The 26,465-nt window shown below is 68.6% G+C and carries 24 protein-coding genes; 15 read left to right on the top strand and 9 right to left on the bottom strand.

Annotated features, from left to right (window positions below; translation table 11 throughout):
• Nucleotides 1-10: 10 nt before the first annotated feature.
• Nucleotides 11-1,174, bottom strand: coding sequence for an AI-2E family transporter (locus NR810_RS19545; RefSeq protein WP_257454440.1), 1,164 nt, complete (start codon nt 1,172-1,174; stop codon nt 11-13).
• A 118-nt stretch (nt 1,175-1,292) separates the two neighbouring features.
• On the opposite strand from NR810_RS19545, the gene NR810_RS19540 reads away from it, so the two are divergent.
• From NR810_RS19540 to NR810_RS19525, 4 genes are all read left to right on the top strand, one after another.
• Nucleotides 1,293-1,706, top strand: coding sequence for a DoxX family protein (locus NR810_RS19540; protein ID WP_257454438.1), 414 nt, complete (start codon nt 1,293-1,295; stop codon nt 1,704-1,706).
• A gap of 96 nt (nt 1,707-1,802) precedes the next feature.
• Nucleotides 1,803-3,254 carry a xanthine dehydrogenase small subunit gene (gene xdhA, locus NR810_RS19535; RefSeq protein ID WP_257454436.1) on the top strand — a complete coding sequence of 484 codons (1,452 nt, stop codon included), beginning with the start codon at nt 1,803-1,805 and terminating at the stop codon, nt 3,252-3,254.
• Nucleotides 3,255-3,259: 5 nt separating this feature from the next.
• Complete coding sequence (xdhB, locus tag NR810_RS19530; RefSeq protein WP_257454434.1) at nt 3,260-5,629, top strand: xanthine dehydrogenase molybdopterin binding subunit; 2,370 nt, start codon at nt 3,260-3,262, stop codon at nt 5,627-5,629.
• A 443-nt stretch (nt 5,630-6,072) separates the two neighbouring features.
• Nucleotides 6,073-6,612 (top strand): hypothetical protein, encoded by a 540-nt coding sequence (locus NR810_RS19525; RefSeq protein WP_306818320.1) that lies wholly within the window; start codon nt 6,073-6,075, stop codon nt 6,610-6,612.
• A gap of 62 nt (nt 6,613-6,674) precedes the next feature.
• On the opposite strand, the gene NR810_RS19520 is transcribed toward NR810_RS19525, so the two are convergent.
• From NR810_RS19520 to NR810_RS19500, 5 genes are all read right to left on the bottom strand, one after another.
• Nucleotides 6,675-7,391 carry a hypothetical protein gene (locus NR810_RS19520; protein WP_257454431.1) on the bottom strand — a complete coding sequence of 239 codons (717 nt, stop codon included), beginning with the start codon at nt 7,389-7,391 and terminating at the stop codon, nt 6,675-6,677.
• Between the two features lie 768 nt (nt 7,392-8,159).
• Nucleotides 8,160-8,780, bottom strand: coding sequence for a hypothetical protein (locus NR810_RS19515; RefSeq protein WP_257454429.1), 621 nt, complete (start codon nt 8,778-8,780; stop codon nt 8,160-8,162).
• Nucleotides 8,781-9,015: 235 nt separating this feature from the next.
• Complete coding sequence (locus tag NR810_RS19510) at nt 9,016-9,531, bottom strand: hypothetical protein (protein ID WP_257454428.1); 516 nt, start codon at nt 9,529-9,531, stop codon at nt 9,016-9,018.
• A 389-nt stretch (nt 9,532-9,920) separates the two neighbouring features.
• The gene (locus tag NR810_RS19505; RefSeq protein WP_257454427.1) at nt 9,921-10,349 is read right to left on the bottom strand and encodes a hypothetical protein; all 429 of its coding nucleotides are present in this window, start codon (nt 10,347-10,349) and stop codon (nt 9,921-9,923) included.
• 161 nt (nt 10,350-10,510) lie between these two features.
• Nucleotides 10,511-10,819 carry a hypothetical protein gene (locus tag NR810_RS19500; protein WP_257454426.1) on the bottom strand — a complete coding sequence of 103 codons (309 nt, stop codon included), beginning with the start codon at nt 10,817-10,819 and terminating at the stop codon, nt 10,511-10,513.
• A 211-nt stretch (nt 10,820-11,030) separates the two neighbouring features.
• Between NR810_RS19500 and NR810_RS19495 the strand changes: the two genes are divergently transcribed.
• Together NR810_RS19495 and NR810_RS19490 are read left to right on the top strand one after the other, a co-directional pair.
• Nucleotides 11,031-11,294: a hypothetical protein gene (locus NR810_RS19495; protein WP_257454424.1), complete on the top strand. Its 264-nt coding sequence runs from the start codon at nt 11,031-11,033 to the stop codon at nt 11,292-11,294.
• Between the two features lie 38 nt (nt 11,295-11,332).
• Nucleotides 11,333-11,830, top strand: coding sequence for a 2'-5' RNA ligase family protein (locus tag NR810_RS19490; RefSeq protein WP_257454423.1), 498 nt, complete (start codon nt 11,333-11,335; stop codon nt 11,828-11,830).
• A 101-nt stretch (nt 11,831-11,931) separates the two neighbouring features.
• Here NR810_RS19490 and NR810_RS19485 read toward each other — a convergent pair whose 3' ends face one another.
• On the bottom strand, nt 11,932-12,405 hold the full coding sequence (locus NR810_RS19485; protein WP_257454422.1) for a hypothetical protein: 474 nt from the start codon (nt 12,403-12,405) through the stop codon (nt 11,932-11,934).
• Between the two features lie 489 nt (nt 12,406-12,894).
• Between NR810_RS19485 and NR810_RS19480 the strand changes: the two genes are divergently transcribed.
• Entirely contained in the window at nt 12,895-13,620 is a 726-nt protein-coding gene (locus tag NR810_RS19480) for a hypothetical protein (protein ID WP_257454421.1), read from the top strand.
• 147 nt (nt 13,621-13,767) lie between these two features.
• On the opposite strand, the gene NR810_RS19475 is transcribed toward NR810_RS19480, so the two are convergent.
• Together NR810_RS19475 and msrA are read right to left on the bottom strand one after the other, a co-directional pair.
• Nucleotides 13,768-14,967: a benzoate/H(+) symporter BenE family transporter gene (locus NR810_RS19475; protein WP_257454419.1), complete on the bottom strand. Its 1,200-nt coding sequence runs from the start codon at nt 14,965-14,967 to the stop codon at nt 13,768-13,770.
• A 218-nt stretch (nt 14,968-15,185) separates the two neighbouring features.
• A complete protein-coding gene (gene msrA, locus NR810_RS19470) occupies nt 15,186-15,830 on the bottom strand; it encodes a peptide-methionine (S)-S-oxide reductase MsrA (RefSeq protein ID WP_257454418.1) in 645 nt (214 codons plus the stop codon).
• 124 nt (nt 15,831-15,954) lie between these two features.
• Here msrA and NR810_RS19465 point away from each other — a divergent pair, with 124 nt between their 5' ends.
• The 8 genes from NR810_RS19465 (at nt 15,955) to NR810_RS19430 (ending at nt 26,458) form a co-directional block, all read left to right on the top strand.
• Nucleotides 15,955-16,911, top strand: coding sequence for a serine hydrolase domain-containing protein (locus tag NR810_RS19465; RefSeq protein ID WP_257454416.1), 957 nt, complete (start codon nt 15,955-15,957; stop codon nt 16,909-16,911).
• Nucleotides 16,912-16,971: 60 nt separating this feature from the next.
• Nucleotides 16,972-18,246 carry a DUF418 domain-containing protein gene (locus tag NR810_RS19460; protein WP_257454414.1) on the top strand — a complete coding sequence of 425 codons (1,275 nt, stop codon included), beginning with the start codon at nt 16,972-16,974 and terminating at the stop codon, nt 18,244-18,246.
• Between the two features lie 184 nt (nt 18,247-18,430).
• The gene (locus NR810_RS19455) at nt 18,431-19,186 is read left to right on the top strand and encodes a TadE/TadG family type IV pilus assembly protein (protein ID WP_257454413.1); all 756 of its coding nucleotides are present in this window, start codon (nt 18,431-18,433) and stop codon (nt 19,184-19,186) included.
• Nucleotides 19,183-20,673 carry a Tad domain-containing protein gene (locus tag NR810_RS19450; protein WP_257454410.1) on the top strand — a complete coding sequence of 497 codons (1,491 nt, stop codon included), beginning with the start codon at nt 19,183-19,185 and terminating at the stop codon, nt 20,671-20,673. Before NR810_RS19455 ends, NR810_RS19450 begins: the two co-directional genes overlap by 4 nt.
• The gene (locus NR810_RS19445) at nt 20,673-21,734 is read left to right on the top strand and encodes a TadE/TadG family type IV pilus assembly protein (RefSeq protein ID WP_257454408.1); all 1,062 of its coding nucleotides are present in this window, start codon (nt 20,673-20,675) and stop codon (nt 21,732-21,734) included. The genes NR810_RS19450 and NR810_RS19445 overlap by 1 nt, the downstream gene beginning before the upstream one ends.
• On the top strand, nt 21,728-22,387 hold the full coding sequence (locus NR810_RS19440) for a hypothetical protein (RefSeq protein ID WP_257454406.1): 660 nt from the start codon (nt 21,728-21,730) through the stop codon (nt 22,385-22,387). The genes NR810_RS19445 and NR810_RS19440 overlap by 7 nt, the downstream gene beginning before the upstream one ends.
• A 99-nt stretch (nt 22,388-22,486) precedes the next feature.
• Entirely contained in the window at nt 22,487-23,548 is a 1,062-nt protein-coding gene (locus NR810_RS19435) for a cysteine peptidase family C39 domain-containing protein (protein WP_257454403.1), read from the top strand.
• A 105-nt stretch (nt 23,549-23,653) separates the two neighbouring features.
• Nucleotides 23,654-26,458: a protein kinase domain-containing protein gene (locus NR810_RS19430; RefSeq protein ID WP_257454400.1), complete on the top strand. Its 2,805-nt coding sequence runs from the start codon at nt 23,654-23,656 to the stop codon at nt 26,456-26,458.
• Nucleotides 26,459-26,465: the final 7 nt, after the last annotated feature.

Raw genomic sequence — 26,465 nt, 5'->3', positions numbered from 1 at the left:
CCTCGGAGACTCAGTGGGGGTGCGTCTCCTCCGGGTGGAGTCCGGAGGGCTCCCACTCCTCACCTTCGGGCACGGTGGGCTTGTTCAGGGGAGGGGTGCCCGGGTCCCCGGGGCGCCCGGAGGGGCGGCCGTAGTCGCGCTCGTAGATGCGCACCACGGAGAGGAAGAAGGCCACGATGAGCGGCCCCAGCAGCAGGCCGATGGCGCCGAAGACGGCCAGGCCGCCGAGCAGGGCGAAGAAGACGATGGCGCCGTGCATGTGCATGCCGCGCTTGGCCAGCAGCGGCTTGACGATGTTGTCGGAGAGCCCCACCACGATGACGCCCCAGAGCGCCAGGATGAGGGCGGCCACGGGGTGGCCGGTGGCCAGCAGGATGATGGAGGCGACGATGCACACCGAGGCGCCACCGATGGCCGGGATGAGGGCGAAGAAGAACGTCACCGCCCCGAAGAAGATGGGCACGGGCACGCCGGTGATGAGGTAGCCCACCAGCGCCGCCACCGCCTGCACACCCGCGGTGGCGATGGTGGACACCAGCACCGACTTGGTGACCCTGCGGAACTCGGTCAGCAGCTCCGTCGTCTGCCCGCGCCTGAGGGGGGACACGCTCTCCAGCCAGGTGACGAGCCGCCCGCCGTCCACCAGCAGGAAGTAGAGCGCGATGAGCATCATCGCCGTCTGCAGGACCGCCGAGCCCGTGGTCGCCACGACTCCGCCCACCGTCTGGGCCGCGGTGGCGCCCCGGGTGCTCAGCTGCTCCTGCAGCGTCTGCCACAGCCCGGCGCTCCGCGTCTGGAAGCGATCCAGCAACTGTCCGGCGTGGTCTCGCAGCGGGCCGGGAACGTAGGCCAGCAGTCCCTCCAGTCCCCGCTGCTGCACGATGTTGGAGATGAAGTTCACCCCTTCGATGACCTCGGAGACGATGAAGGCGGTGAGGGCGGCCAGGGGCGCCAGCAGGGCCAGGACGGTGCCCACGCAGATGACCCCGGCCGACAGCCCGCTCTTCCCCCGGAACTTCCGCGTCAACCACCCCTGCAGGCCCTGGAACGCCCCGGCGAGCACCGCGGCCAGGAAGAAGGCCTCGAAGAAGGGCGAGGCGACCAGCAGCACCAGGGCGATGGCGAGGAGGATGAGCCCGATGAAGACCCGCCGGGAACCTTGTTCAGTGGCCATGGGCGGACGATGGGGGCTCCCCCGACCGGAAGGTAGGGGTGGAGACCGCCCGGCTGACGGCTCGCGGACACTGCTTGGTACTTGGGGAAGCGGGCAGGCAAGCTAGAGTGCGCGTCCCATGCCGTCGCTCGACTCGAACCTCTTCCCGCTCTGGCTCGTCCAGACGCTGTGCGTCCTCTTCCTCGCCATCACCTTCCTTCAGTCCGGACTGGACAAGGTCTTCGACTGGAAGGGCAACCTCGGATGGCTCACCGGGCACTTCGCCAAGAGCCCGCTGCGCGGGGTGGTGGCGCCCATGCTGGCCACCCTCACGCTGCTGGAGCTGGCAGCGGGCTCGGTGAGCGCGGCCGGCGTGGTGGTGCTGGTGTTCGCGGGTGGCACGCGGGTGGCCATCTGGGGCGCGGCCCTCTCGGGGCTCTCCTTCGTGGCCCTCTTCTTCGGCCAGCGCATGGCCAAGGACTACGCGGGGGCCGCGGGCCTGGTCCCCTACTTCCTCGTCAGCCTGGTGGCACTGCTCGCCCTGCGGGGCTGAGCCGTGTCGGGTATCTGCCAGTCCTGACCGGGCGGGAACGCGCCGGCCGTAGTACGCTGGCCCCCCGGCCTCCCTCCTGGGGGCCAGGGGAGGCCCATGGAACGCCTGCGCTTCTTCCTGAATGACCGGCCCGTCGAGGAGACGGGGCTCTCTCCCACCACCACCCTGCTGCGCTACCTGAGGGACAGGGCGCACCTGACCGGCACCAAGGAGGGTTGTGCCGAGGGGGACTGTGGGGCCTGCTCCGTCGCCATCCTGGAGCAGGATGGTCAGGGGGCACCGGCCCTGCGTGCGGTGAACGCGTGCCTGGTGCTGCTGCCCATGGTGCAGGGCAAGCGCGTCTACACGGTGGAGGCCCTCAAGGAGGGCGGGAAGTACCACGTCGTCCAGGAGACGCTGGCGCGCGAGCTGGGCTCTCAGTGCGGCTACTGCACCCCCGGTGTCGCCATGGCGATGCTGGAGGCCTGCCACCGCAAGGACCTGGACGAGCCCTGGAAGCTGGACGCGCAGATGTGCGGCAACCTCTGCCGCTGCACCGGCTACCGGCCCATCCGCGAGGCCACGAGCCAGGTGGCCGGCCTGCGTCCGCCGGACCGCTTCGCCCGGGCGCTCGCGGAGACGCAGCCCGGCCCGATGGAGCTGGCCTACGAGGCCGGTGCCCAGCGCTTCTTCACCCCCGGCTCGCTGGAGGCCCTCTGGGACGTGCTGGAGAAGCACCCGGAGGCGCGCTTCGTGGTGGGCGGGACGGACCTGTCGCTGGAGGTGACGAAGCGCTACGCGGAGCCGCCGCTGCTGGTGTCGCTGGAGGCCCTGTCCGAGCTGCGCGTGCTGGAGCCTCGTGGCGGTGGGCACCGCGTGGGCGCCACGGTGCGGCTGACGGACCTGGAGGACTACGCGCGCGCCACGTGCCCGCCCCTGGAGCGGATGCTGCGCTACTTCGGCTCGCGGCAGATCAAGAACCGCGCGACGGTGGGCGGCAACCTGTGCACCGCGTCGCCCATCGGTGACATGGCGCCGGTGCTGCTCGCGCTGGGCGCCGAGGCGGTGCTGCGCTCGCGGGCGGGAGAGCGGCGGATGCCGCTGGAGGACTTCTTCCAGGGCTACCGGCGCACGGCGCTCGGGCGTGGCGAGGTGCTGGCCTTCGTGGACGTGCCGGCGCAACCGGTGGGCGCGAGGGCCCTGGCCTACAAGGTGTCCAAGCGGCGCGAGCTGGACATCAGCGCCGTGTCCGCGGGCTTCCGCGTGGTGGTGGACGGGGAGGGGAGGGTGACGGAGGCCCGGCTGGCCTATGGCGGCATGGCGGCCACGCCCGCGCGGGCCCGGCGCACGGAGGCCGCGCTGGTGGGCCGGCCCTGGACGGAGGCCACGGTGGAGGAGGCGCTGGCGAAGCTGGAGGAGGACTTCCAGCCCCTGTCCGACCACCGGGGCTCGGCGTGGTACCGCGCGCGGGTGGCGAAGAACCTCCTGCGCGGCTTCTTCCACGAGACGCTCTCGGAGCCGCAGCCGCGGCTCGCGCGGGGGCACACGGCCACGGTGCAGGTGAGGTGACGCGGATGAGCACGATTCCTTCTTCTCCCGAGACCCCCCAGGCCCAGCGTCCCTCACCGGCGAGCACGCCCCTGCATGCCCCGGCTCCGCACGAGAGCGGCCTGAAGCACACCAGCGGCGAAGCCGTCTACGTGGACGACATGCCCGAGCCGCCGGGGATGCTGGCGGGGCACCTCGTCACCTCGCCGCACGCGCACGCGCGCATCGTGCGCAGGGATGCCTCGCGCGCCCGGGCGCTGCCCGGAGTCCACGCGGTGCTCTTCGCCGAGGACGTGCCCGGGCACAACCAGGTGGGCCCCGTCTTCAAGGACGAGCCCCTGTTCGCCGAGGGCGAGGTGCACTTCCACGGACAGACGGTGGCGGTGGTGCTCGCGGAGAGCGCCGCGCTGGCCCGCCGGGCCGCCGCGCTGGTGGAGGTGGAGTACGAGCCGCTGCCCGCGCTGCTGACGTTGAAGGAGGCGGTGGAGGCCGGCTCCTTCCTCTCGGACGTGCACACCATCCGCCGGGGAGAGCCGGAAGCCGCGCTCGCCGCCGCGCCGGTGCGCCTCGCGGGCGAGTGCATGACGGGCGCGCAGGACCACTTCTACCTGGAGACTCAGGTGACGCTGGCGGTGCCCGGCGAGGACGGCGCGGTGCACCTGTGGTGCTCCACCCAGCACCCGACGGAGGTGCAGACGCTCGTGGCCGAGGTGCTCGGCACGGGGCGGCACCAGGTGGTGGTGGAGGTGCCGCGCATGGGCGGAGGCTTCGGCGGCAAGGAGACGCAGGCCGCGCCCTTCGCGTGCCTGGCGGCCCTGGGCGCGCGAGCCACCGGGCGGCCGGTGAAGGTGTGGCTCAACCGCGACCAGGACATGGCCTTCACGGGCAAGCGCCACCCCTTCCTGGGCCGCTTCGACGCCGGCTTCGACACCGAGGGGCGGCTGCTCGCGCTGAAGGTGGAGCTGTACTCCGACGGCGGCTGGAGCACGGACCTGTCGCGCGCCATCCTGGATCGGGCCCTCTTCCACCTGGACAACGCTTATTTCATCCCGGTCCTGCACTTCACCGGGCAGGTGGCTCGGACGAACCTGCCCTCGAACACGGCCTTCCGCGGCTTCGGCGGACCGCAGGGCATGTTCGTGATGGAGGAGGTGCTCAATCGCGCCGCCGAGCGGCTCGGGATGGACCCCACGGTGGTGCGCGAGCGCAACTACTACCGGGACGCGCCCTCGAACGTGACGCCGTATGGACAGGCCGTGGAGGGCAACCGCCTGCCGCGCATCCACGCGGAGCTGATGAACTCCAGTGACTACGCCCGGCGCCGGGCGGAGATCGACGCCTTCAATGCCAGCTCGAAGTGGACGAAGCGGGGCATCGGCTTCCAGCCGGTGAAGTTCGGCATCTCCTTCACCACGAGCTTCCTCAACCAGGCCGGGGCCCTGGTGATGGTGTACACGGACGGCAGCGTGCAGCTCAATCACGGTGGCACCGAGATGGGGCAGGGGCTGCACACCAAGATGCGGGCCGTGTGCGCCCACGAGCTGGGCGTGCCCGTCGAGCGCGTCCGGGTGATGAACACCGCCACGGACAAGGTGCCCAACACCTCGGCCACGGCGGCCTCGAGCGGCTCGGACCTCAACGGCATGGCGGTGAAGCAGGCGTGTGAGGTGATTCGGGACCGGTTGCGCCCGGTGGCCGCGAGGTTGTTGCAGCTCGAACGCGGCGGCGAGGCGGACTCGCTCGTCTTCACCGGGGGGCGCGTCTTCCTCCCCGCGCGCGCCGAGCGCTCGGTGTCCTTCGCCGAGGTGGTGCACGCCGCGTATCTGGCCCAGGTGTCGCTGTCGGCCACGGGCTACTACCGCACGCCGGACATCTCGTACGACCGGGTGGCAGGACGCGGGAAGCCATTCCACTACTACGCCTTCGGGGCCGCCGTGGTGGAAGTGGAGGTGAGCGGCCTCACCGGCGAGCACCGGGTGCGCCGGGTGGATGTCCTGCACGACGTCGGCACTTCGCTGGTGCCGAGCATCGACCGGGGCCAGGTGGAGGGAGGCTTCATCCAGGGCCTGGGGTGGCTGACGTGCGAGGAGGTGCTGTTCGACGCGAAGGGGCGGCTCCTCACGCACTCGCCGGACACGTACAAGATTCCGGCGGTGGGGGACGCGCCCGAGGACTTCCGCGTGGCCTTGCTGGAGCGCGCGCCGCAGGACAACACCATCCATGGCAGCAAGGCGGTGGGAGAGCCCCCGTTGATGCTGGCCATTGGAGCGGTGACGGCGCTGCGGCATGCGGTGGCCGCCTTCGGGCCGCCGCGTACGCCGGTGGAGCTGGCCTCGCCGGCGACTCCGGAGGCCATCCTGCGCTCGGTGGAGATGGCCCGGGCCGCGGCGCGGTAAGTCCCAACTCCGCCGGTCTCGTACATACCGCAGACCCCGAGCTCCTCGCCGAGTGCGCTGTGCACGTCTTGCTCGCTGTAGATGCAGCGCTGCTGGAGCACGACGTCAGCCAGGTTCAGGAAACTGGCCTCGGAGAACCCAACAGGACCCATGGAGCGACTTGACTCGTGGAGTCAAATCCGCTCCCCTGGGCGGGCGTGAAGCGCGCATTCCCGAAGGGACAGCACGTGGCGAACGAGAAGACTGGGAAGAACGATGGGCCGGGGCCATTCCAGCTCGGCAGGAGATATGAGGAGGTAGGGCCCGGCTTGGGAAGCCTCTACGAAGCGCGGCATACCGGCACGGGGAGAGCAGCACTGACGCTGCTACCCGGAGACCGTGTGGAATGGCAACCCGAGGGAGTATGGCGGCTGCGGCTCTCCTGTCAGCCAGAGCCGCCCTCCGTGACGCTGGAGGTGGAGCAGGCGCCTGCCTCGGTCCCGGTGAAGGAACTGGTGGACATCCTTGTGCTGATGACTGCCGCGGTCGAACGCGTGGAGGACAACGCCCAGTTGCAGGCTCACCTCGCGGAAGGACGGGTGAGCCCCTGGGGTCGATGGGGTCCGCGTGCCGTCGCGGGCCTCGCCGTGCTCGCGCTGGGACTGGGCGTCTGGTTGCATGGGGCAAGCGGGCCCGAGCACTCGGAGCCCATCTTGCCCGACGTGAAGTCCCAAGGACCTGCCTCAACCGATGCACCGGATTTGATCAATACGGAGGATTCGCAGGCACCGAGCATTGCCTACCCTCTGCCCGCACAGCCTTTTCGCAACCAGGCGAAGGCTCCGTGCAGAACCCAGGCAGATGAAGTCGAAATCAATGGGGGTTGTTGGATGGAGCTCGCTCGGCGTCCTCCCTGCTCTGTGACCCAGGCCGAGTATCAGGGCAAGTGCTACATGCCCATTTCGAAAGACCGAGGCCGTCTGCCGCAATCCGTCCAACCCTGAGAGTCGCCTTCCTTCCACTCGTTGGTGCCGAACGGTGTCTTTTGAGTCACGCGGTGGCCGCCTCAGAAGTCCTCACGGACCTGAGCGAGGGTGTACTCCTTTTGCGTGGAGACGACAGGCCCTGTTTTCTCCACGAGCCAGGCGGGAGAGCCCTGGGGCAGGTAGAAGTCCTCCTGGAAGGGGGACAGCCCCAGGTGGTGCAGGTACTCCTCGAGCATGTCGAAGGTGAAGCGGTCCCGCACCTTGCGTGCCTGGTACCGCTCCAGCTTCTCGAAGGGTAATGGCTCGCCGGACTGGCCGAACACCCAGCGGCCACCATCGTTGGCGGCATGGAGGGTGCGCAGGTAGTTGAGCCAGTCCGTCTGCCGTGGACCGTACAGCTCGAACATCACGGCGCCATAGCGGCCCTTGTCCTTGCGCAGGGTGTGGGGCACCGCGACCACACGCATGCCCCGGCAGCCCATCGTCCGGGCCATGTAGGCCATGGCGCTCGCGGCATCGGTCCCCTGCCATCCGTTGTCGATGTAGGCCGTCCAGGGACTGCTCGTTGGGATGAAGAGGTGCCGGCGCCTCTCCGCATCGTTCAGGGGCAGTAGGGAGGAAAGAGTCTGCTCCAGGGTTCCTGAAACCGGAGATACCCCCACGGTGATGCCACGGGGGGCCAGCAACCCGCCCTGCCACGCCGCGAATGCGCGGGCAGCGTGCTCCGCATCCGTCTCCAGAAATCCCAGTTCGGAAGTGACAGGCGCCCAGCGATCCTCCAGGAGCAGTCCCTTCATGTTCTCGCTCATCTGGTGAACCTCACTCGTAAGAACTCGTTTCAAAAATGGACCAGAGAGGGCAGGTAACATGCCCTGCCTCCTCAGGGACCATCTCGTAAGTGGCGCTCTAACTCGCGGTAGAGGATGAGGCAGCAGCCGAGACGGAGGAGCGAGAGGTGCATCTGAGCACTTCGCTCCTTTCGCACCCGCAGGCGTTTCAAGTTGATGACGACCTAGTCGCTGGATTCAGTCCCTCCACCTGAGATTCCAGAGGCGGCGCGCAACTGCCTGAACGCCCTGGGCTTGAGCTGACGCGCCTGGCTCGTACCCAACGCCACCGCAAGCCTCCGCCCCCACCTTCGCTTCTGCTTCACGTTCGGGCGCTGGCCCACGGCACGGGGCTTGCGCACCTCAGTTGATAGTGACGTTCTCGACGACGAACTCGCGGCCGCGTCCCCCCAGCTCAAGTGGCTAGTGGAGTGTCCGACAAGTTTTTCAACATAGAGGACGGACATCGCTTTCCCGACCCGGTATTACCAGGTCGGGTCGTGCCTCCGAGTAGGGCGTTGCGCTCCCAACGACTATGTCGAATTACTTCGCGGACACTCCACTAGCTCTACTCATTGTGAACCTTGCCGTTCGAATAGAGGAGCGTCCGGTTCGAGCCACCAAGGGTCTCAGCGAACGCTATCGAAGCAATCTCATCCCCCCAGTGATTGGGGTACGCCCTCCGGAGGTGGTGCAGTAAGTAGTGGGCGGGCCCTACGGGCCCTCGCCGTCCGCTGGCTACTTCTTGGGTCCTTTCATCTCCATCACGTCGAGACCCCTGATGACGTCATCGAGTTCCGGGGCGCTGAAGTGCCGGTCCCCAGCAGGGGGCCTGGCGAACGGAGGCAGGCAGAGATCGATCGCTTTGCGGAGACGGTCGATCTCTGCGTCTTTGCGTTCAAGCGCGGGCTCATCAGGCCTCGCGCCGTTCTGTAGCTCCACCAAGTAGGTGTGGCACTCGGTTACGTATCTCGCAATCGCCCTTGTGAAGCTGACTCCAATGAGGAGCCGCTCCGGTGCCAGCACCTCCTGTACTTCCCTGAAGGCCGTCTGAAACCCCTCGCGCTTCTCCTGTAACACCACCGTCCTTGGCCGGGTTTCCGAGGTAGGGAGTTCGCCCAGCGCCGCTGCCTGCAGAAGACCTACGGCGATATCGAATTTCGATAGAGCAGAGAGCACTCTGTGGTAGGCGGCCATGCGCGCCTTGGCCCACTCCGACGCGAGCGATTGGTCGCGCTTGTAGACCTCAAGCCGCTTCTGGAACCAGAAGCCCACGACGGCCAGCACGCCGCCGAGGATCGCCTTGTCGAACAGGCTGGTGATGAGACTCGGCAGGACATTGTCCCAGGTTGCTGCCACGCGCGCCTCCTCGAAGTGAGGCACCGACGCTACCACCCATGCCGGCGACGCCACAGTCTCAGTGGGTGGAGCAGCTGCGGAGGAAGGTACAGCCTCCGCTGCAGTCCATGCAGATGGAGGTGGTGGAGTGAACCCCCTCACCGGAAGGCGCTGCTGCTTCGTGCCTCCTCGCACCCACTACGGGAGCCGGGGGGGGCCAAAACCGAGTGTTCATTGCCACCATGGGCAGCTGCCGCTACGTCGGTATCCCCGGGCGGCGCTGGACTAGGCCCTTCAAGAACGCGGCCATCCCCGCCTGTGGGCTGAGTTCGCGCCCCAGGGCCGCTCGCGTCTCGTCCAGCACCGAGCCGAAGGCTAGGGCGGGCGCCCGGGGGCGCCTGTCGTCGGTGCGCAGGTAGGGCCCGTCCGTGACGAGGCCCAGGCAGTCACCGCCGCCGCGCGGCTGGCACCACCGGAGGTTCTTCTCCTTGAGCGCCGCCTCGGCCGCGGGGACGAGTGTGCCTTCGTCGCCGAGGGGCGCCAAGGTGAGCACCCTGTCGCGGGACACCTCGGAGAGCAGATCCTCCTCGGGCATGGCCTGGAGCAGTCCTTGCGCGGCTTCTTGTGGTGTTCCCTGCACCTGGAGGTGCTGGAGGAACTGCGCCACCGCGCGCTGGTACTCCTCCCGCGTGACGGCCACCACCCATGTCTGCCCGCCCGCCTCGACGTGGCCCGCGTAGACGACAACAACCAACTGCAGCTCCCTCGGCACCGCTCACGCCTAAGTTTCCGCCGCCGCCTCCCAGCCGTCGCTCCCCCCGTCTCCCGACTCGCACCGCGCCCCTGCGTCGCGCAGGCCGAGTAGAGGAAGAGAACGATGAGCGAGAGGGCGCCTGCCGGCGCCCACCGTCGCGGGCCTTGAGTTGCGTACCGCCGCCCTCCCCCACCTAGTACTACTGTGTCATAAAGTTGAGGGATTGGTCGGCGTCCAGAGGAGGTTTCGGCCATTAGATACGAGCAAGTACGCCCGAGGCGCGGCCTGCGGAATGCGGTCCCTCGTGTGCAGGGGCCATTTCCAGCAATGCCTGACGTTTATGACATAGTAGTACTAGAGCCAACTGTCCGCGTCACCGGGTCAAGCCCAGTTCAAAGCGCGGCTCCTTATCGGGCATCCTGGTTTTCTTTGTCCGTGGCGCCCGGAGCTTTCTGGAGGGTCAAATAGTGTCTGGCGAAGAAGCGGCCCTTGATGGGTCTGGCGAAGGACGGCAGGCGCCTGCTCACGTGAAACACGCCCTCGGGATGAACGCTCAGGAGCAGGCGTGTGCCCGAGAAGAAGTCGAAAAGGAGCCGCTGCTCACCCTGGGCGTCGAGCCCGGAGAGAATCCCCGGCGTGTACGGTTGTCCCAACCTGAGCCCATCCAGGAGCTGGAAGTGCATGTCCAGCAACAGGATTTGAAGCTCTTCCTCGAAGGGACAGTCGTCGGTGAAGAACAGCAGGAAGAGGTTCGGCTGGACCTGGAACTGTGCTTCGAGCATGGCGGCGTGGATGCGCAGGCCCGTCTCGCGTCCTTCATGGAGAAGCGCGCCCACGGGCCCTTTCCGAGTCGCGGGCTCGCCGCGAAGCGTGAATGAGGAGAGCGGCGTCAATGCAAGGCCGTCCTTTTCGGCGAGCCCGGTGGATTCTACCGTGGGGTCCGAACGCACGCTCGCGCTCAGCCCGGCGCGGGCCTGCACTGGCCGTGCACCGGGCGTCAGCTCCTGGCGGGCTGAGCAGAGGACTCGGGTGCCTGCTTCGGCGCATGGCACGTCAGCGAGGACTCCTCGGACGAGGACCGCTGCTCGGTCCTGGAGACCTGCGAGGCTTCCAGGGGTTCGCTCGTGCACTCCAGGCCGGCCTTACCGCAGGTCGTGCGCCCCAGCCACGCCACATAACACTCGCTGTCGCACGGCACGCTCTCTCCACACGTCTGGTCGCAAGGCAGGACCGCCAGCGCGGAAGGCGCGAAGGTGAGGACGGAGAGAACAGCCAGATTTACCAGGGGCTTGATCAACGCGTTCATGACTTCTCCTGTGCAAGTGATTGTCGAGACAACAGGTGACTGCCCGGGCACATCAGAGCACGTTCAACATCGAAGATCGATGGGGACGGTGTGTCGGCGACGCTCGTGCTGGACCATGACAGCATCAAGATCGTCTGTACGTGGATTTGCTTGACGAACGCGTCTCGAGTTGTGTCCCATCCCGTTTCCTTTCGTGAAAGGGGCCTCACGCATGTTCAGAGCCGTCCTCGTGTCCGCGTTCCTCGTCGCCGCAGTGGGAGTGGGGTGTGGTGGGGGAGTTGAGCCCGACAGCACCGGGAACGAAGCGCCCGCGCAGCAGGACAAGGCGGAGCTCGCCACGTCCTGTGAGCAGATCCAGAACCGTGGCTGCAACCCGACCTCCGAAGTGCCCTGTGTGTTCAGCAATGGCGCGCAAGGCTGGTGCTACTGCCAGGAAATTCCCTTCAATCAGTGGCAGTGCACCACCGAGTTCTGAGCCGCCAGGCGCCTCGGGGCTGAAGGAAGGGGAGGAGGATGGAACCCCTCATCGTGACCTTGAAGCTCGATGTGGACACCTTCTCCCGCTTCGACCGCCTGCGTCGGGAACACTTCCCGGCGAAGCTCAACCACCTCTCCGCGCACCTGACGTTGTTCCACCATCTGCCCGGAGAGGAGCGGGACAGGGTGGAGGCGGACCTGCGCGCGGTGGCGCCCACCGCCGCGGTGGATCTACAGGTGACGGGTCCGCGCTCGCTGGGGCGCGGGGTGGCGTTCGAGATCGTCTCTCCGCCATTGAGCTCCTTGCGCGCGGAGCTGGCCCGGCGGTGGGCGCATTGGCTGACGCCCCAGGATCGGCAGGGATTCCGCCCTCACGTGACGGTTCAGAACAAGGTTCCCGCCGAAGAGGCCCGCGCGCTGAAGGCCTCGCTGGAAGCGGGTTTCTCGCCCTTCACGGCGCGAGGCGAGGGCCTCTTGCTGTGGCGCTACCTGGGTGGACCCTGGGCCTTGGAGGCCGAGGTGCCATTCATCTGACCTCAGGTAGTCCTGGTGGTTCTGCTCGGCGGGAGTGAACCCCGCTCCCTACGTCCAGCGCGCGCTGAGAGGCAGGGGCTCTTGGCTGGAGACAGACTGGACTAGAAGACCAGATTGCCGCCAGCGTAGACGTAGCTGGACTGGTGGACGGTCTGCTCACTGTGGTCGACCCAGCACTGGGCGCGGTAGATGCCCGTGGGCTGGTTGGGCGCGGTCGCATTCACGGTGCCGCCCGTGCGGGCGTCGGTGCCGAGCGACCCGAAAGCCACCGACGACCAGGTGCCCGTCTCGGACTTCTTCTGGATGTGGAGGCGCAGGTTGAGCGCGCCATCGCGCTTGCAGCTCACCTGGCACGAGCTGACGAGCGAGGTATCGACGCGGTTGATGGAGACCGTGGCCGTGCACTCGGCCTCGCCCGCAGCGGCCTTGGTGACCGTGAGCGGGTTCTCCACCTCACCGACCTCCGAGCCCGTTTCGTCGAGCTCGGCCTCGAGGCCGCACGCGGCGCCTCCGAGAACGACGGAGGAGGCCACGAGACAGGTGAACAGACCGCGCTTCGCAACGAATGATTTCAAGGGCAACGCTCCAGGGTGGGAATGCGGCGAGGACCCATACAAGCGAAGGACCGCACCGAACGGCCTTTCAAGTGGCCGTATTCACACTGCGGGCGATGGCAATGGATCTCAATCCCCCAACAATGCGTGCACGCGAGTGTACGCCCATTGTTCCTTGTCGTGAACACCGGAAACCCGTGAGCTGCCTTGGAGTTGGTGTGCAAGCTCTTGTCGATGCGCGGGTGTTCGTCACGGTCTTCCCATCGCCTCGCTGAAGACGATCATCCGCACTGAATGTAGCAGGCAGGATTGACTGCCAGTTGAACGGGCGAGGGCTCCGCACCTCAAAAGGTGACGTCAGCCAGGAAAACGTGTAATCACTGCTTTGCATCGCAACCGATATCCCGAGGGACGGAACGCCCCGGAGGATTGCGGCCCGGTTCGTTTAGCGGTGCGCCCCCCCCGTCCGCGCGGCTCCTTCCGCGCGGCATGCCAGGATCCTCTCATCCCATGAAGAAGCTCCTTTCCGTATTGGCGGTGTCTACCCAGCTCATTGCCTGTGGCAGCGCGGTTGTCGATGACAGCGCGGCCGCAGCGGACAGCGTCGCGCAGCAGGAGAGCGCCATCTCCGCGACCAACTGCCAGGTGAACCTGCCGACCCGCGTGGTGGCGACGAGCCGTGCCACGAAGATGTATGCGAGTCCCAACGCGACGAGCGCCGTGGTGCTGGATTTGCCGGTGGGCCACACCGTGGAGTTGGAGACGACCAACTTCGAGAACTGGCGGGCGTGCCCGACGAACGGCTTCTTCGCGGTGTTGGACGTCAAGGGCAACTACGACTTCGGCTACGTGAAGGCCGTGGACCTCGTGCTGGCGGGCTGGGCGCCGGACGGCATCAGCAACCCCCAGTACCCGCTGACCATCACCGCGAACACGCAGGCCAATGCGGCGTCGGACTTCCTGACGGACAGCACGGACGAGGATTACTGGCGCGTGCCGACGGGCGACACCGGCGTCAACATCAAGTCGCCCCCGGGCCGTAACTACAACATCCAGCTCGTCCGCTGGAACAGCGTCGACGGCACGGTGACGGTGCTCCAGGAGTCTACCCAGACGACCACGGGCGGCATCGACAGCCTGGCCGTCACCGCGACGGACCGCACGGTCCGCATCGTCAGCGCGGACGGCTACTACGGCATCGGCCCGGGCAACAATTACAAGATCTGGACCTACTGAGCGGCGTTCTTCCGCGACGCTCCGGCTTCATGCGGTCGCGCCTGGGGCCGGAGCCCTCCCAGGCACCGGAAGGGCCGGCTTGGGGACCGGGTAGGACGACAGGGACGGGCACCCTCACCCCATCCCTTGTCCTCCTTCCAGTGCGTCTCAGCGCGCCGGGCGCTTCCATGAGAACGCCGCCCGCACGACCAGGCCGGCGACGAGGCCCCAGAACGCGGCCCCCACGCCCCACAGGGTGAGGCCCGACGCCGTGACGAGGAAGGTCACGATCGCCGCCTCGCGTTCCGTCTCGTCCCTGGCGGCGGCCGCGAGCCCGTTTCCAATCGTCCCCACCAGCGCGAGCCCCGCGATCGCCATGACGAGCTCGCGCGGGAAGGCCGCGAGCAGCGCGCCGATCGTCGCGCCGAAGAGTCCGAGCAGCACGTAGAACGCCCCGGCCGCCACCGCCGCCACATAGCGCCGGCGTGGATCCTCGTGCGCATCGCGGCCCATGCAGATGGCGGCGGTGATCGCCGCGAGGTTCAGCGTGTACCCGCCAAAGGGCGCCAGCAGTGTCGTCGCGGCGCCCGTCCACGCAATCACGGGAGAGACAGGGGTCATATTGCCGTGTGCGCGCATCGTCGCGACGCCCGGGATGTTCTGCGACGCCATCGTCACGATGAACAGGGGCGCCGTGACGCTGACGAGCGCCGGCCAGGAGACGGTGGGGGTCACGAAGACCGGGGTCGCCAGCGCCAGCGGAACGTCCGTGAGTCGGAGCGTCCCAGCCCCCGCCGCGAGGGCGATCCCCGCCGCGAGCGCACCTGGCACGGCGTAGCGTGGCCAGAGCCGGCGCCCCAGGAGCCAGACGCCGAACATCGTCGTGACGAGCACGGGCGCGGTGCGCACCGCGCCGAACGCGTCGAGCCCGAAGCGCAGCAGGACGCCCGCGAGCATCCCCGAGGCGAGTGACAGGGGAATGCGCGACATCACGCGCTCGAACCAGCCCGTCGCGCCCGCGACGAGGATGAGGATTCCGGTCGCGACGAAGGCCCCGGAGAGCGCGGACATGGGAATCCCCGGCGCGCTCGTGACGAGCAACGCCGCGCCCGGTGTCGACCAGGCCGTGACCACGGGCATGCGGTACCGCATCGACAGACCGATGGTCGTGAGCCCCATGCCCAGCCCCAGCGCCCACATCCATGACGCCACCATCGCCGCGTCCGCTCCCGTGGCCCGCGCGGCTTCGAAGATGATGACGGCCGAGCTCGTGTAGCCGACGAGCACCGTCACGAACCCGGTGATGACGGCGGAGAGCGAGACATCGGTGGCAAGGCTCCGCCGCCCGGCAGGGGGCTCGGGCGGCATGGCTGACTCCTCGGGAGGCGGCGCGGCGGGGGTCACGGACATGCTCGCGAGCGTTGGCGAGCACACGCCGTGGTGCAAGTCCGAATCCTCACGTTGCCAGGAATCCACCCGCCAGCGGCCCCGCGCGAGCCGGGCTCGCTCGGAGAGGAGGCGCAACCCGGGGCGCTCGGTACCCTCACCCCGTCCCTCTCCCGGAGGGAGAGGGGTGTTTGGGTTTGCTACTCCCTCATGTAGTGGCAGGTGTAGCCGCCCGGGTTCTTCACCAGGTAGTCCTGGTGGTATTGCTCGGCGGGAGTGAACTCGCCCGCGGCGGTGATCTCCGTGACGACGGGTCGCTTCCATTTGCCCGACGCGTTGACCCGGGCCTTCACCGCCTCGGCCACCCGGCGCTGCTCCTCCGTCAGATAGAAGATGGCCGAGCGGTACTGCGTGCCCACGTCGTTGCCCTGGCGGTTGAGCGTCGTCGGGTCGTGCATGCGGAAGAACCACTTCTCCAGCAGCGCCTCGTACGTCAGCAGCTTCGGGTTGAAGACGACGCGTACGGACTCCGCGTGCCCCGTTCGTCCCGTGCGCACGTCATCGTAGGTCGGACGGGAGAACGGCTTCGCGCCACCCGTGTAGCCAACCTCCGTCTCGAGGACGCCCGGAATCTTGCGCAGCAGGTCCTCCATTCCCCAGAAGCACCCGCCGGCCAGGTACGCCGTCTCCGTGGTGGCTTCCGCGATGTTCTTGCCCGGGGTGTCGCGTGCCTCGGCGGATGCACTCAGGACCGTGAGCAGGGCCAGCGCCGCGGGCAACAGCCGGCGCGCCATCGTCAGCGGGGGACGGTGGGCGAGGGGAGGGACAGCGGATGTGGACGACATGGGCTCAGACCTCCAGACGCGCCCGGGGTGGGCGCTCTCTCCTGGTACGCGGGACACCCGATGAGGTTTCAGGAAATCGTCACGCCTGCTTGCACGGGTGCGTCGGCCCGGTGAGCATCTCTGGATGCTCGCCACCGAAGCAGCCAGCCTCCGGGAGCGCTGCCAGCGGATCCTCGCCGCGTTCTCGTCCCGGCCGGAGTTCTCTCACATGTGCAGCCTGTCCGTGAGCATCGACGGGCACGTCCTCGTCGAGGAGCGCCTGCGCGGACAAGGTGTCGCGGACACGTTCTCCGTGACCAAGACCGTGCTGGCCACCTTGCTGGGGGCCGCCGTCGGTGACGGGCTGATCGAGGATCTCGATGCGCCTGTCGGAGGTCCGCTCGGTCTGCCGTCCGCGCATCCCGCGGCCGTGCATACCTGGCGCCACCTGCTCACGCAGACTCGGGGCTGCGCTACCGACGGGCCGTGGGACATCGACGCCGTCATGGCCCTTCCGCGAGGGTGGGTGGACCAGGTCCTGGCCGCGCCGCAGGTCCACCCTCCGGGAACGACCTTCCGCTACGACAGCGGTGGTGTCCATGTCCTCGGGGCCGCGTTGAGCGCCGTGGTGGGCCGTCCACTGTCTGCGTACGCCGGGGAGCGGCTCTTTTCACCGCTCGGTATCGACGAGTGGGTCTGGCCGCGCGACCCGGATGGGCGGGACTACGGGTTCGGCCACCTGCGCCTGCGGCCGGAGGCGCTCAGGCGGCTCGGCGAGCTCTGGCTCGATTCGGGCACGTGGCGCGGGCGGAGCCTCGTGCCGGAGGCGTACGTGCGGGAGATGGTCCGGGCGCACTCGGCCGGCGGCCCACCCGAGGGCACCGCCCACGGCTACCTCACGTGGGTCGACCGGGGCTACTTCTTCGCTGGCGGGTGGGCCGGGCAGCACGTGGTGGTGGTGCCGTCGGTGCGTGCGGTCGTGGTGACGACGGGGGACCCGGGCTTCGACCCCGGCCCGCCGCCCACCGACCGGATGCCGCCCCACTGGCGGCCGGGGCTGGACCTGGTCCGCACCCACCTGCTGCCGCTGCTCCTGCCCTGAGCAATACCGATGCTCATGCAACGGAGTTGCATTCTGTTGGCGGCCGGGTGAAATGGGGGCATGTCCCGCCCCTCCCTTGCGTCCACCGGGGGTGCGCTCCGGCCGGCCCAGCCCGAGGAGCGCATCGACCTGCTCGACGCACTCCGCGGCTTCGCGCTGCTCGGCATCCTCTTCGCCAACCTGGTCAGCTTCGCCGGTCACTACGTGATGAGCCCCGCGCAGCTGGCGGCGCTCCCCACGGCGCAGCTCGACCGGGCCGTGGTGTTCCTCATGGGCCTGTTCGTGGAGGGGAAGTTCTACTCCCTCTTCTCGCTCCTGTTCGGGGTGGGGTTCGCCCTGCTCCAGGAGCGCACGGAGCGGCGTGGCGGCGACTTCCGGCGGTTGTTCCTCCGGAGGATGACCGCGCTGCTCGGCATCGGCCTCTTCCACATCCTCGTGATGTGGCATGGCGACATCCTCACCCTCTATGCGCTGATGGGCTTCGTCTTCCTCCTGTTCCGGCGGGCGGCGGACCGCGCGCTCCTGGGGTGGGCACTGGCGCTCCTCGGGATGCCCCTCCTCTTCCAACTCGCCATGATGGGGACGGGTGGGGCGTTGGACCCGACACCCCCGTTCGATGCGCTCTCCCGCACCATCCGGGAGGCCGCGGGTGGTCCGGAGGCCACGCTCTTCACCCTGCGCTCCTCCGACCAGCCGTGGCAGGTCTTCCTGGGCAACCTCGCCAACGCCGTCCAGCGTCCGGGGCGCTACCTGCAGACGGGACGGCCGGAGAAGGTCCTCGCGATGTTCCTGCTCGGCCTCTGGGTGGGCCGGCGCCTGTTGCCGGATCCGCTCGTCCACCGCCAGCTCCTGGTCCGGGTGCTCGGAGGAGGCCTGGTGCTCGGTCTGCTGGGGTGCGGCGCGTTCGCCTGGCTCGAGGCGGAGACAGGGAAGTCCTTCGCGCTCACGCCCCTGGGGCTCGTGCAGACGCTCGCGTACGCGGTGGGCGTGGCCCCGCTCACCCTGGCCTACGGCGCGGGCTTCGCGCTGCTGTGGGGCACGGCCCGGGGCCGGCGCCTCCTCTCCGTCTTCGTTCCGCTCGGCCGGATGGCCCTGACGAACTATCTCTGCCAGACGGTGATGGGGCTCCTGCTCTTCTACGGCTACGGGTTGAACCTCATGGGCCGGGTGGGCTCGGTGTGGCTGCTCCCGCTCACGCCCGTGCTCCTGGCCGCGCAGTGGGGCTTCAGTGTCCTGTGGCTCCGCCGCCACTCGCAGGGACCGGTGGAGTGGATGTGGCGCCAGCTCACCTACGGGCGTTTGCGGCCGCTCCAACTCCCGGCGCCCTCCCGCTGAGCGCGGGCATGCACCCCGCGTTTCCAGGCGGGTCGTCGCCGGATGATGGCGCCCCGGCAGGAAGACCCGTGACGTAATCTTCCATCTGTGCTTAAACTTCTTGGGTAGGTATAAAACAGGGAAGATCGGGTTGGTCCGTTATCCTGTGGATTTCGGGATTACAGCTCGTCAAGAGTGCGCCGCCATGTGGAGGTATGGCCCATCAGATAGGGAGTCCGGCCAGGCACTGGTCGAGGCGGCGCTCACCCTGCCGCTGACGGTGTTTCTCATCCTGGGGACGCTTCAGCTCTTCCTGCTGCTCCAGGCCCGGGCGCTGACGGAGTACGCGGCGTTCCGGGCCGTGCGCACGGGCAGTGTCAAATACGGTGACTGCGAGGCCATGACGCACTCGGCCATCGCGGTGCTGCTCCCTACCTTCGCCCGGACCGACTCTCCCGCGGCGCTCGGGACGGCCTTCCTGCACCACCGGGAAAACCAGTACGACCCCAGGCGTGACTCCGGGCACAGCGGCGCCATCGTGTGGATTGCCCGGGAGCGCCCGCTGCTCGGGGAGATCCGCGAGGACGAGGAGGAGTCCTTCGACGATCCGGCCCGCTATTCGGGCGTGGCGGATGTCACGCGGTTGGAGGCGCGGCTCGTCTTCTGGTTCCCCCTGCGCATCCCCTTCGCCGACTGGGTCCTGGGCCGGATGTTCCTGGCCCACCTGGGGCTGCGGGAGTACTCCTCCACGGACCCGCTCCAACCCGCCCGTCAGGCGCGTTGGAGCGGCCGGCTCGCGGCCTCCCTCGACCTGGCCATCCGCGAGGAGCTGCTCGAGCGCGCCAGCCGCCGCGAATACGTCTTTCCCCTCCAAGCCAGCTACGCCATGCGGATGATGACACCGGCGCGCGCCCGGTACTTCCGGAAGCAGAACTGTCCTCTCACTCCGGAGGCCCTATGAGCGCCATTCGTGCACGCCGCGGCCAGTCGCTGGTGCTCTTCTGCCTGACGATGCTGCTCGTCACGGTGATGGTGTTCCTCACGCTCTCGTTCACCATGAAGGTGCGCGAGAAGATGGAGACCCAGAGCGTGGCGGACCTGGCGGCCTACAGCGGCGCGGTGGCCACCGCGCGCACCTTCAACAGCATCGCCCTCATGCGCCGCGCCCAGACGGCCCAGCTGGTGGCCATCTCCGGGACGATGAGCCTCATCAGCTGGACCAGCATGATGCGAGCCGGCCTCAACTCCGCCATCCTGGCCGCCGAGGCGTGTCCCTCCGCCGCCGCCGCCCTGGAGGCGTTGAGGGCGCAGAACGAGGCCATCGAGCAGCCGTGGAACGAGCTGGACGCGAAGGCCGGTGTGCAGGCCTACAACATCCAGAACCTGGGCGTTCACCTGGCGGGCATGCAGAGCCAGATGTTCGGCGAGCTCAAGGAGTCCGTCGCGGGAGGGCAGGGCTCCTTCGTCGAGCAGCTGGCGACGATGGCGAACGAGGGCAGCCGCTTCCCGCGCGAGCTGCGCGCGGGGCCCACCCCGGTGTCCGTGAACGAGCTGGTGCATGCCACCACCGGCGGGTACGGCCATGCCCTGGACATGGCCATGGCCACCCGGGGCTATGAGTTCATCACCCGCCGCCAGGGTCTGCCGGAGCGCGGCGTGTCCAGGGGAATCCTGGGCGCCCTGGCCACCGCGGGGGGGCGTCTGCGCTTCGTCCGAAGTGGCGGCAGTGCCTATTGGGGGACGGCCCTCGGACATGGCGGGCGGGCGGACAAGACCGAGTTCACCTGGGCGGAAGACCATGCCGTGGTGGAGGTCGTCTTCCCCGGCTGCGCGCCCTTCCGCGTGCCGGCCTGGGCGGGCGTGAAGGCCACCGACCTCGAGGATGGCAGTGACAACCACTGGTGGACGCCCTCCCTCCCGCGCGTCGGAAACGCGGATCCGGGCATGGAGAAACAGTTCCGCCACACGCTCATCTCCTGCCAGCCCCGCAAGGGCTGCCCGAGCACCTTCATCGGCGGCATGACGTACAACACGGGCGACATCTCGGGCGACAACCTCTGGGCCCAGCCGAAGATCTTCGCGCTCGCCCAGCGGGACTACAAGGAGCGGGGGCTGAGGAGCGATCCCTGGAACCTCCTCTTCCGCTTCCACTTCACCCCCGGGCGCGACAGCACGTTCGACAACCACGGCCTGCACCTGGCGGATGGCACCGACATCAGCGTGCAATCCGCGCTCGCCACCGGGCTGGCCTACTACCACCGGCGCGGCCACTGGAACGAGCCGCCCAACCTCTGGAATCCCTACTGGCGCGCCACCCTCGTCTCCTCGGACGTGGACAACGGGGGCGACTTGCGGCGCGGGGGCACCGACATCCCGGACACGGTGGGTGGAACCTCGGCCGCGGCCTTCCAGCAGCTCATCCTCTCTGGTTACAAGGGGGTGCACTGATGGGCGCGTTCCGACGGACTCCTCGTGGCCAGGCCTCGGTGGAGCTGGCGCTGGGCCTGACCGTCTTCGTCACCGTGGTGATGGTTGGCATCCACTTCTCCGAGGTGGGCTACCTGTCGCTCAAGGTGCACCAGGCGGCGGTCTCCCCCCTCTGGGACAGCACGGCGCTCCGGGTGCACCGGATGCGGGGCCAGCAGAACGACATCGGTGACTTCGGCGCCTTCGACGCCATCGCTCCCGCGGTGACGGCCAACGCCCGCGAGCGCTACCGCGACTTCGACGGGCGCAGCTCCACCCCGGGCGCGCGCGCTCACCTCTCCCAGGCCTTCACCCGGTTGGATGAGCTGAGCGTGCGGTGCGCCCCGGAGGACGAGGTGGCCTTCGACCTTCCCCGGGGCCAGCTCCCTTCCATGCGTTCACCCCGGGCCGGTGATTGGGGCACCTACCCTCCCGGACAGGACGTGGGCAGCCCGACGGACAGTGTGCTCGATGGCGTCTACGAGAACGAGGGCGGCATTCGTTGCGCCGCGGAGGCCCACCTCGAGGGGTTGCCCACGCTGCCCACCTCCTTCCTGGAGGGGGAGGGGGGATTCTTCGAGGAGAAGCATTCCGTGTGGCTGGACATCCGGGCGTGCGCCGCGGGCCGGCCCGTGGGTGGGCGCTGCCAGGGCAGCTACGGCATCCTGCTCGGGGACTTCGGCTTCGCCGATACCGAGGTGAGCGGCCACTGCCCCCTTCAACCCGAGAGGCCAGACATGCCCTGTCCCGAGAACCGGGCCTTCTACTACGCGGCCAAGAAGGTGTTCGACAACACGGGGCGCGCCGCGGGCCGGGCCGCTTCTGATTTCGCCGAGGCTTTCGTCGGTTTCAGTCCCATTGATGAAAGCGCTTTCTTCATGAGCTACCGCGGTGAGGAGGACAACTACGTCGAGCTGGACACCCCTCGTGGCGAGTCCCAGGACGAGAGGGATCGGCCGCGCAACACCGGGGGCGTGGATCACAAGCCGGAGGTCCGGCGCCGCCCCTCCAACATGTGCTTCCTGGGGCTGCGGGGATGCTGAGCTGCCTGCTCGTGCTCGAGCTGTTGATGGCGGCGCCGTCGGCGCACGCCCGGGAGCCCTTCCGCTGGGAGGTGCCGGGGCTGGTGTCCACGGTGGAGGTGCCCGCCCAGATGAACGTGGGCGGCATCCCTGTGCGCATGCGGGTGTACACCTCGCGCGAGCCGGTGGAGCGCCTCCTCCAGCACTTCGCCACCGCCTTCGACGACGCCGGCTTCTACCTCGAGCGCAACCAGCGACAGCTGGTCGCCCAGCCCACCCTCACCGCGTTGGATACGCGGACCTTCACCTCCTATACCGTCATCCTCCAGCCCGAGCCCGGGGGGCTCACCACGGTGGTGCTCGGCGAGGCCAGGCTGGGCGAGCGTCAACAGGCCGGGCCCTTCGGGCCGCTTCCCGTGTACCCCGGGGCGGTGAGCCCCCTCCAAGGGGACTTCGAGGGGGCGCGGACGCTCTCCTTCCGGGTGGTGGCGAAGGAGGCGCAGGTCCGGGCCTGGTACCGCGAGCAGCTCACCCGCGTTGGATACAAGGAGGAGTCTCCGTGGCTCTTCCGCCGGCGGGAGCAGCGGATCCGCCTGTCCCTCTCCCAGCAGGGGGCATGGACCGATGCCGTCCTCTTCCTCGAGACAACACCGGAGGGCAGTCTCACCCCGTAAGAAGAAAGCGGTTTCGCATGAAATCTGCGCAGATGTAAGCAACTTCCACCGAGTCATGACGAAAATACCTTCAAGAACCCATGTTGTTGGGAGCGAGCCATGAGTCTGAATATCGGCAGGTCGGGGATCATCCGCCCTTCTCTTGCGACGCAGGACGTCCAGCGTCCCCAGTGGAAGGAGGTCCCGGTCGTCGACCAGCTCAATCCTGAGGGGGCTACCCCCGAGACCTATCGCAATGGCGTCTACAACTGCGCCGGGGCCGTGGCCGCGACGGTGGCTCGCGCGCTGGGCACGAAGCAGGGGCAGTCGGACGCCGACCTCATCAATGACCTGTCGAGGGATCGCACGACCTCGAAGGGCACCACCACCAAGGGTATGGTCTCCATGCTCAAGGAGGTGGGGGCCCAGGTCGACGGCAAGGCGATCACCGGGCGCTACTCGGACAGCCGGTTGGACTCGCTCCTGGCCAAGGGGGACAAGGTCGTCGCCCAGGTGGGGGTGAAGAACGAGAGCACCGGCCGCTACGACCCGCACTACGTCCTGGTCGATGGGAAGGACAAGAACGGCCGCTACGTCATCAAGGATCCGCTGAAGGGCACCTACTCGATGTCGGCGGAGTCGCTGCGCAAGGCCGTCAATCACATGCCCGGCGCCGGGGGCGTGCTCATCCCCATCAAACCGGCCCAGCCACGCGCCGTCGCTCCCCAGGAGGCCGCCTCGCCGGGTGGACTGGGCACGTCGAAGGTGTCCGGCCCCACCGTCGATGTCATCAAGACCGACGACAGCAAGGTGCAGGGCAAGGACACCACCTTCAAGCCGTACCTGACGGACAGCTTCCAGGACCACCAGCCCAGGCCGCCGGTCACCCTCAATCCGCAGGAGACCAAGGCCCTCTTCAAGCCCGTGGTTCCGACGGTGGCCGAGGCCCCGCAGCTCGTCGCCCACGACATGGGTCCGGACAAGTACGCCAATCACGTGCTGGGGCTGCTGGGCCAGAACGGCGAGGACACCTCGGTGAAGGAGCAGGGACAGCAACTGCTCGATGGGCTCAAGACGAGCGCCAACCCGGTGGACCAGACGGCGTACGAGAAGATCATGCAGAGCTTCGCCGACCAGGCGGGCATCGGCCAGCGCGTCAAGGTCCGGGGTTACGAGGAGTGAGGTGTCCCGCGTCCCGGTCCGTGAGCGGGGCACGGGCCGGCGGGCGGGCGGCACTGCCCGTCACGCGAAGGCGCGCCACTTCCCGGTTCGACTAGAGTGGTGGCGATGCCTCCCTCATGGCCCCCTGACGACAGAGACCCCGGGCAGCCCCAGGACGAGACCCAGCCTCTGACCCCACCGCCCCGGGAGCGCACCGCTCCCGCGGGTCCGCGGGCGAGGCAGGCCCATACGCCCTATCTCCAGGACCGTTCGGAGCCGGAGGGGCCCGAGCTGCGCCGGGGCGAGCGGGTCGATCGCTACGTCATCCTCAAGGCCGTGGGCGAGGGGGGCATGGGCGTGGTGTATGCCGCCTATGATCCGGAGCTGGATCGCAAGGTGGCGCTCAAGCTGCTGCGCCTGGAGATGAACGACGCGGAGCAGGGGCGGGCCCGGTTGTTGCGCGAGGCCCAGGCCATGGCGCGCGTCTCCCATCCCAACGTGTGCTCCGTGTACGACGTGGGGACGTTCGGCGAGCAGGTCTTCATCGCCATGGAGTTCATCTCCGGCTCCACGCTGCACCAGTGGCTGAAGCAGGAGCGCTCGTGGCGGGACGTGCTGAGGGTGTTCCTCCAGGCGGGCCAGGGCCTCGAGGCGGCACACGCGGCGGGGCTGGTGCACCGCGACTTCAAGCCGGCCAACGTGCTCATCGGCAAGGATGATCGCGCGTTCGTGACGGACTTCGGTCTGGCGCGGCTGGTGTCCTCCAACGAAGAGGAAGAGGAGGATCCCTCCGCCTCGCTCGCGTTGCCTCCGGGGAGGATGGGCGAGAGCTCGCCCGGGGTCTCCTCGTCCGTCACCCAGGTCGGGGTGGTGGTGGGCACGCCCAACTACATGCCTCCCGAGCAGTACCTCGGGAATACGCCGGACGCGCGCTCGGACCAGTTCAGCTTCTGCGCCGCGCTCTTCAAGGCCCTCTACCGGACGCGCCCCTTCGAGCCCAAGCAGATGGCCGCGGCCGCCGCGGAGCTGGGCGAGCGGTCCACGGCTTCGCTGGCGATCCAGGCGCCCCCCTCCAGCTCCAAGGTACCCGCCTGGGTGCGGCGCGCGGTGCTCAAGGGGTTGTCGCTCCGCCCGGAGGAGCGGTTCGCCTCCATGAGGGCGCTGCTGGACGCGCTGTCGCAGGAGCCCCGGCGGGCGGCGAAGCGCCAGGGACTGATGGTGGCGGCGGGCCTGTCGGTGGCGCTGATCGCTGCGGTGGGCGTGCAGACGCACCGGCAGAGCCAGATTTGCGCCGGGTCGGACCAGCTCATGGCGCGGTCGTGGAACCCGGAGATGCGCCAGAAGCTGGAGGCGGCGTTCTCCGCGACGGGCAGGGCCTTCGCGCCGGAGGTGGCCCGGAGCGTGGGCCAGGTGCTGGACACGTACGCGGGCGAGTGGGTGCGCCAGCACACCGAGGCGTGCGAGGCCACGCGGGTGCGCGGCGTGCAGACCGAGGAGCTGCTGTCGCTTCGGGTGGTGTGCCTGGAGCGGCATCGCCAGGACTTCCAGGCGCTGGCCCACCTGCTCACGGAGGCGGACCGCAAGCTGGTGGATCGCGCGGTGGACGCCGTCAACGGCCTGCCCTCGCCGCGGGAGTGCCAGGACATCGTCTCCCTGTCCACCCAGGCCAGCCTGCCGGCGGACCCGGCCCTGCGCGGACAGATAGAGCAGCTCGCCACGGAGCTGTCCGCGGTGAAGGCGCTCGGCAGGGCGGGGCGCTACAAGGCCGCGCTGAGCCAGGCCCAACAGCTCGAGCCCAAGGTGCTGGCCACCGGCTACCTGCCGCTCCAGGCCGAGCTGCGCAGCAGCCTGGGGTGGTACCAGCAGACCGTGGGCGACCTCGAGTCCGGGGCTTTCCAGGTGGAGCAGGCGATCAATGACGCCGAGGCGGGCAAGGCGGATCGCCTGAAGGTCGATGCGATCAACCGGTTGGTGTTCATTCTCGGCCTCCAGGGCCAGGAGAAGCAGGCGGAGCAGTGGGCCCGGCTGTCGGGCTCGGCGCTGAGCCGCATGGGAGGAGATACGCTCCTGGCCAGCGAGCTGGAGGGCAACCTGGGCACCGTGGCCCTGCGCCAGGGCAACTACCCGGAGGCGAAGCGGCGCTTCGAGAAGACGCGCGAGCTGCAGCTGAAGGTGATGGCGCCGGAGGATCTCCGGAGCACGTGGACGACGTACAACCTGGGGGTGGCCGCCCTGATGATGGGCGAGCGCGAGCGCGCGTTGGAGCTGCTGAACGAGGCGCGCGGCCGGATGGAGGCCCTCCTGGGCAAGAGCCATCCCCATGTGGCGGACTGCCACTCCATGCTCGCCTGGGCGAACCGGGAGCTGGGCCGCCTGGAGCCGTCGCTGACGCACGCGCGGACGGCGGTGGACATCCAGAAGGCCATGTTCGGTGAGGAGCACCCGGCCGTGGCGGATGCGCTGGACGCGGTGGGGATGAGCCTGATCGCGCTCGAACGCCACGACGAGGCGCGCACGACCTTCGAGACCGCGCTGGCGATGAAGGAGAAGGCGCTGGGGTCCGACAGCCCGGACCTGTCCTTCTCGTACGATGGCATCGGCCAGGCGCTGCTGGCGGCGGGGCGCGCGGAGGAGGCCATCGCTCCCCTGGAGAAGGCGCTCTCCTTCGAGGACGTGGAGCCGGAGCCCCTGGCGGAGAGTGGTTTCGCCCTGGCGCGGGCCCTCTGGCAGTCGGAGAAGGACTTCGTCCGGGCACTCGCCGAGGCCTCCAAGGCCCGCGAGCGCTTCGTCCAGGTGGGCAAGCAGGAGCGCGTGGCCGAGGTGGAGGCGTGGTTGAAGTCCCACCCGGTGCCCGAGGAGAAGCCGAGGTCCTCGCGCGCCAAGGCCCTGTCCTCGAAGCGCAAGAGGGGCCTGGTCCGCTCCGTGCCGTAGGCTCACG

Origin of the sequence: Archangium lipolyticum, assembly GCF_024623785.1 — a bacterium.
GTDB lineage: Bacteria > Myxococcota > Myxococcia > Myxococcales > Myxococcaceae > Archangium > Archangium lipolyticum.
This window is presented reverse-complemented; position numbering and strand designations above follow the sequence as displayed.

What these genes read in the sequence shown, in the direction of transcription:
- NR810_RS19545 (WP_257454440.1), bottom strand. Translation starts at nt 1,174, where the DNA reads ATGGCCACTGAACAAGGTTCCCGGCGGGTCTTCATCGGGCTCATCCTC.
- NR810_RS19540 (WP_257454438.1), top strand. Translation starts at nt 1,293, where the DNA reads ATGCCGTCGCTCGACTCGAACCTCTTCCCGCTCTGGCTCGTCCAGACG.
- xdhA (WP_257454436.1), top strand. Translation starts at nt 1,803, where the DNA reads ATGGAACGCCTGCGCTTCTTCCTGAATGACCGGCCCGTCGAGGAGACG.
- xdhB (WP_257454434.1), top strand. Translation starts at nt 3,260, where the DNA reads ATGAGCACGATTCCTTCTTCTCCCGAGACCCCCCAGGCCCAGCGTCCC.
- NR810_RS19520 (WP_257454431.1), bottom strand. Translation starts at nt 7,391, where the DNA reads ATGAAGGGACTGCTCCTGGAGGATCGCTGGGCGCCTGTCACTTCCGAA.
- NR810_RS19500 (WP_257454426.1), bottom strand. Translation starts at nt 10,819, where the DNA reads ATGAACGCGTTGATCAAGCCCCTGGTAAATCTGGCTGTTCTCTCCGTC.
- NR810_RS19495 (WP_257454424.1), top strand. Translation starts at nt 11,031, where the DNA reads ATGTTCAGAGCCGTCCTCGTGTCCGCGTTCCTCGTCGCCGCAGTGGGA.
- NR810_RS19490 (WP_257454423.1), top strand. Translation starts at nt 11,333, where the DNA reads ATGGAACCCCTCATCGTGACCTTGAAGCTCGATGTGGACACCTTCTCC.
- NR810_RS19480 (WP_257454421.1), top strand. Translation starts at nt 12,895, where the DNA reads ATGAAGAAGCTCCTTTCCGTATTGGCGGTGTCTACCCAGCTCATTGCC.
- NR810_RS19475 (WP_257454419.1), bottom strand. Translation starts at nt 14,967, where the DNA reads ATGCCGCCCGAGCCCCCTGCCGGGCGGCGGAGCCTTGCCACCGATGTC.
- msrA (WP_257454418.1), bottom strand. Translation starts at nt 15,830, where the DNA reads ATGTCGTCCACATCCGCTGTCCCTCCCCTCGCCCACCGTCCCCCGCTG.
- NR810_RS19465 (WP_257454416.1), top strand. Translation starts at nt 15,955, where the DNA reads ATGCTCGCCACCGAAGCAGCCAGCCTCCGGGAGCGCTGCCAGCGGATC.
- NR810_RS19460 (WP_257454414.1), top strand. Translation starts at nt 16,972, where the DNA reads ATGTCCCGCCCCTCCCTTGCGTCCACCGGGGGTGCGCTCCGGCCGGCC.
- NR810_RS19455 (WP_257454413.1), top strand. Translation starts at nt 18,431, where the DNA reads ATGTGGAGGTATGGCCCATCAGATAGGGAGTCCGGCCAGGCACTGGTC.
- NR810_RS19450 (WP_257454410.1), top strand. Translation starts at nt 19,183, where the DNA reads ATGAGCGCCATTCGTGCACGCCGCGGCCAGTCGCTGGTGCTCTTCTGC.
- NR810_RS19445 (WP_257454408.1), top strand. Translation starts at nt 20,673, where the DNA reads ATGGGCGCGTTCCGACGGACTCCTCGTGGCCAGGCCTCGGTGGAGCTG.
- NR810_RS19440 (WP_257454406.1), top strand. Translation starts at nt 21,728, where the DNA reads ATGCTGAGCTGCCTGCTCGTGCTCGAGCTGTTGATGGCGGCGCCGTCG.
- NR810_RS19435 (WP_257454403.1), top strand. Translation starts at nt 22,487, where the DNA reads ATGAGTCTGAATATCGGCAGGTCGGGGATCATCCGCCCTTCTCTTGCG.
- NR810_RS19430 (WP_257454400.1), top strand. Translation starts at nt 23,654, where the DNA reads ATGCCTCCCTCATGGCCCCCTGACGACAGAGACCCCGGGCAGCCCCAG.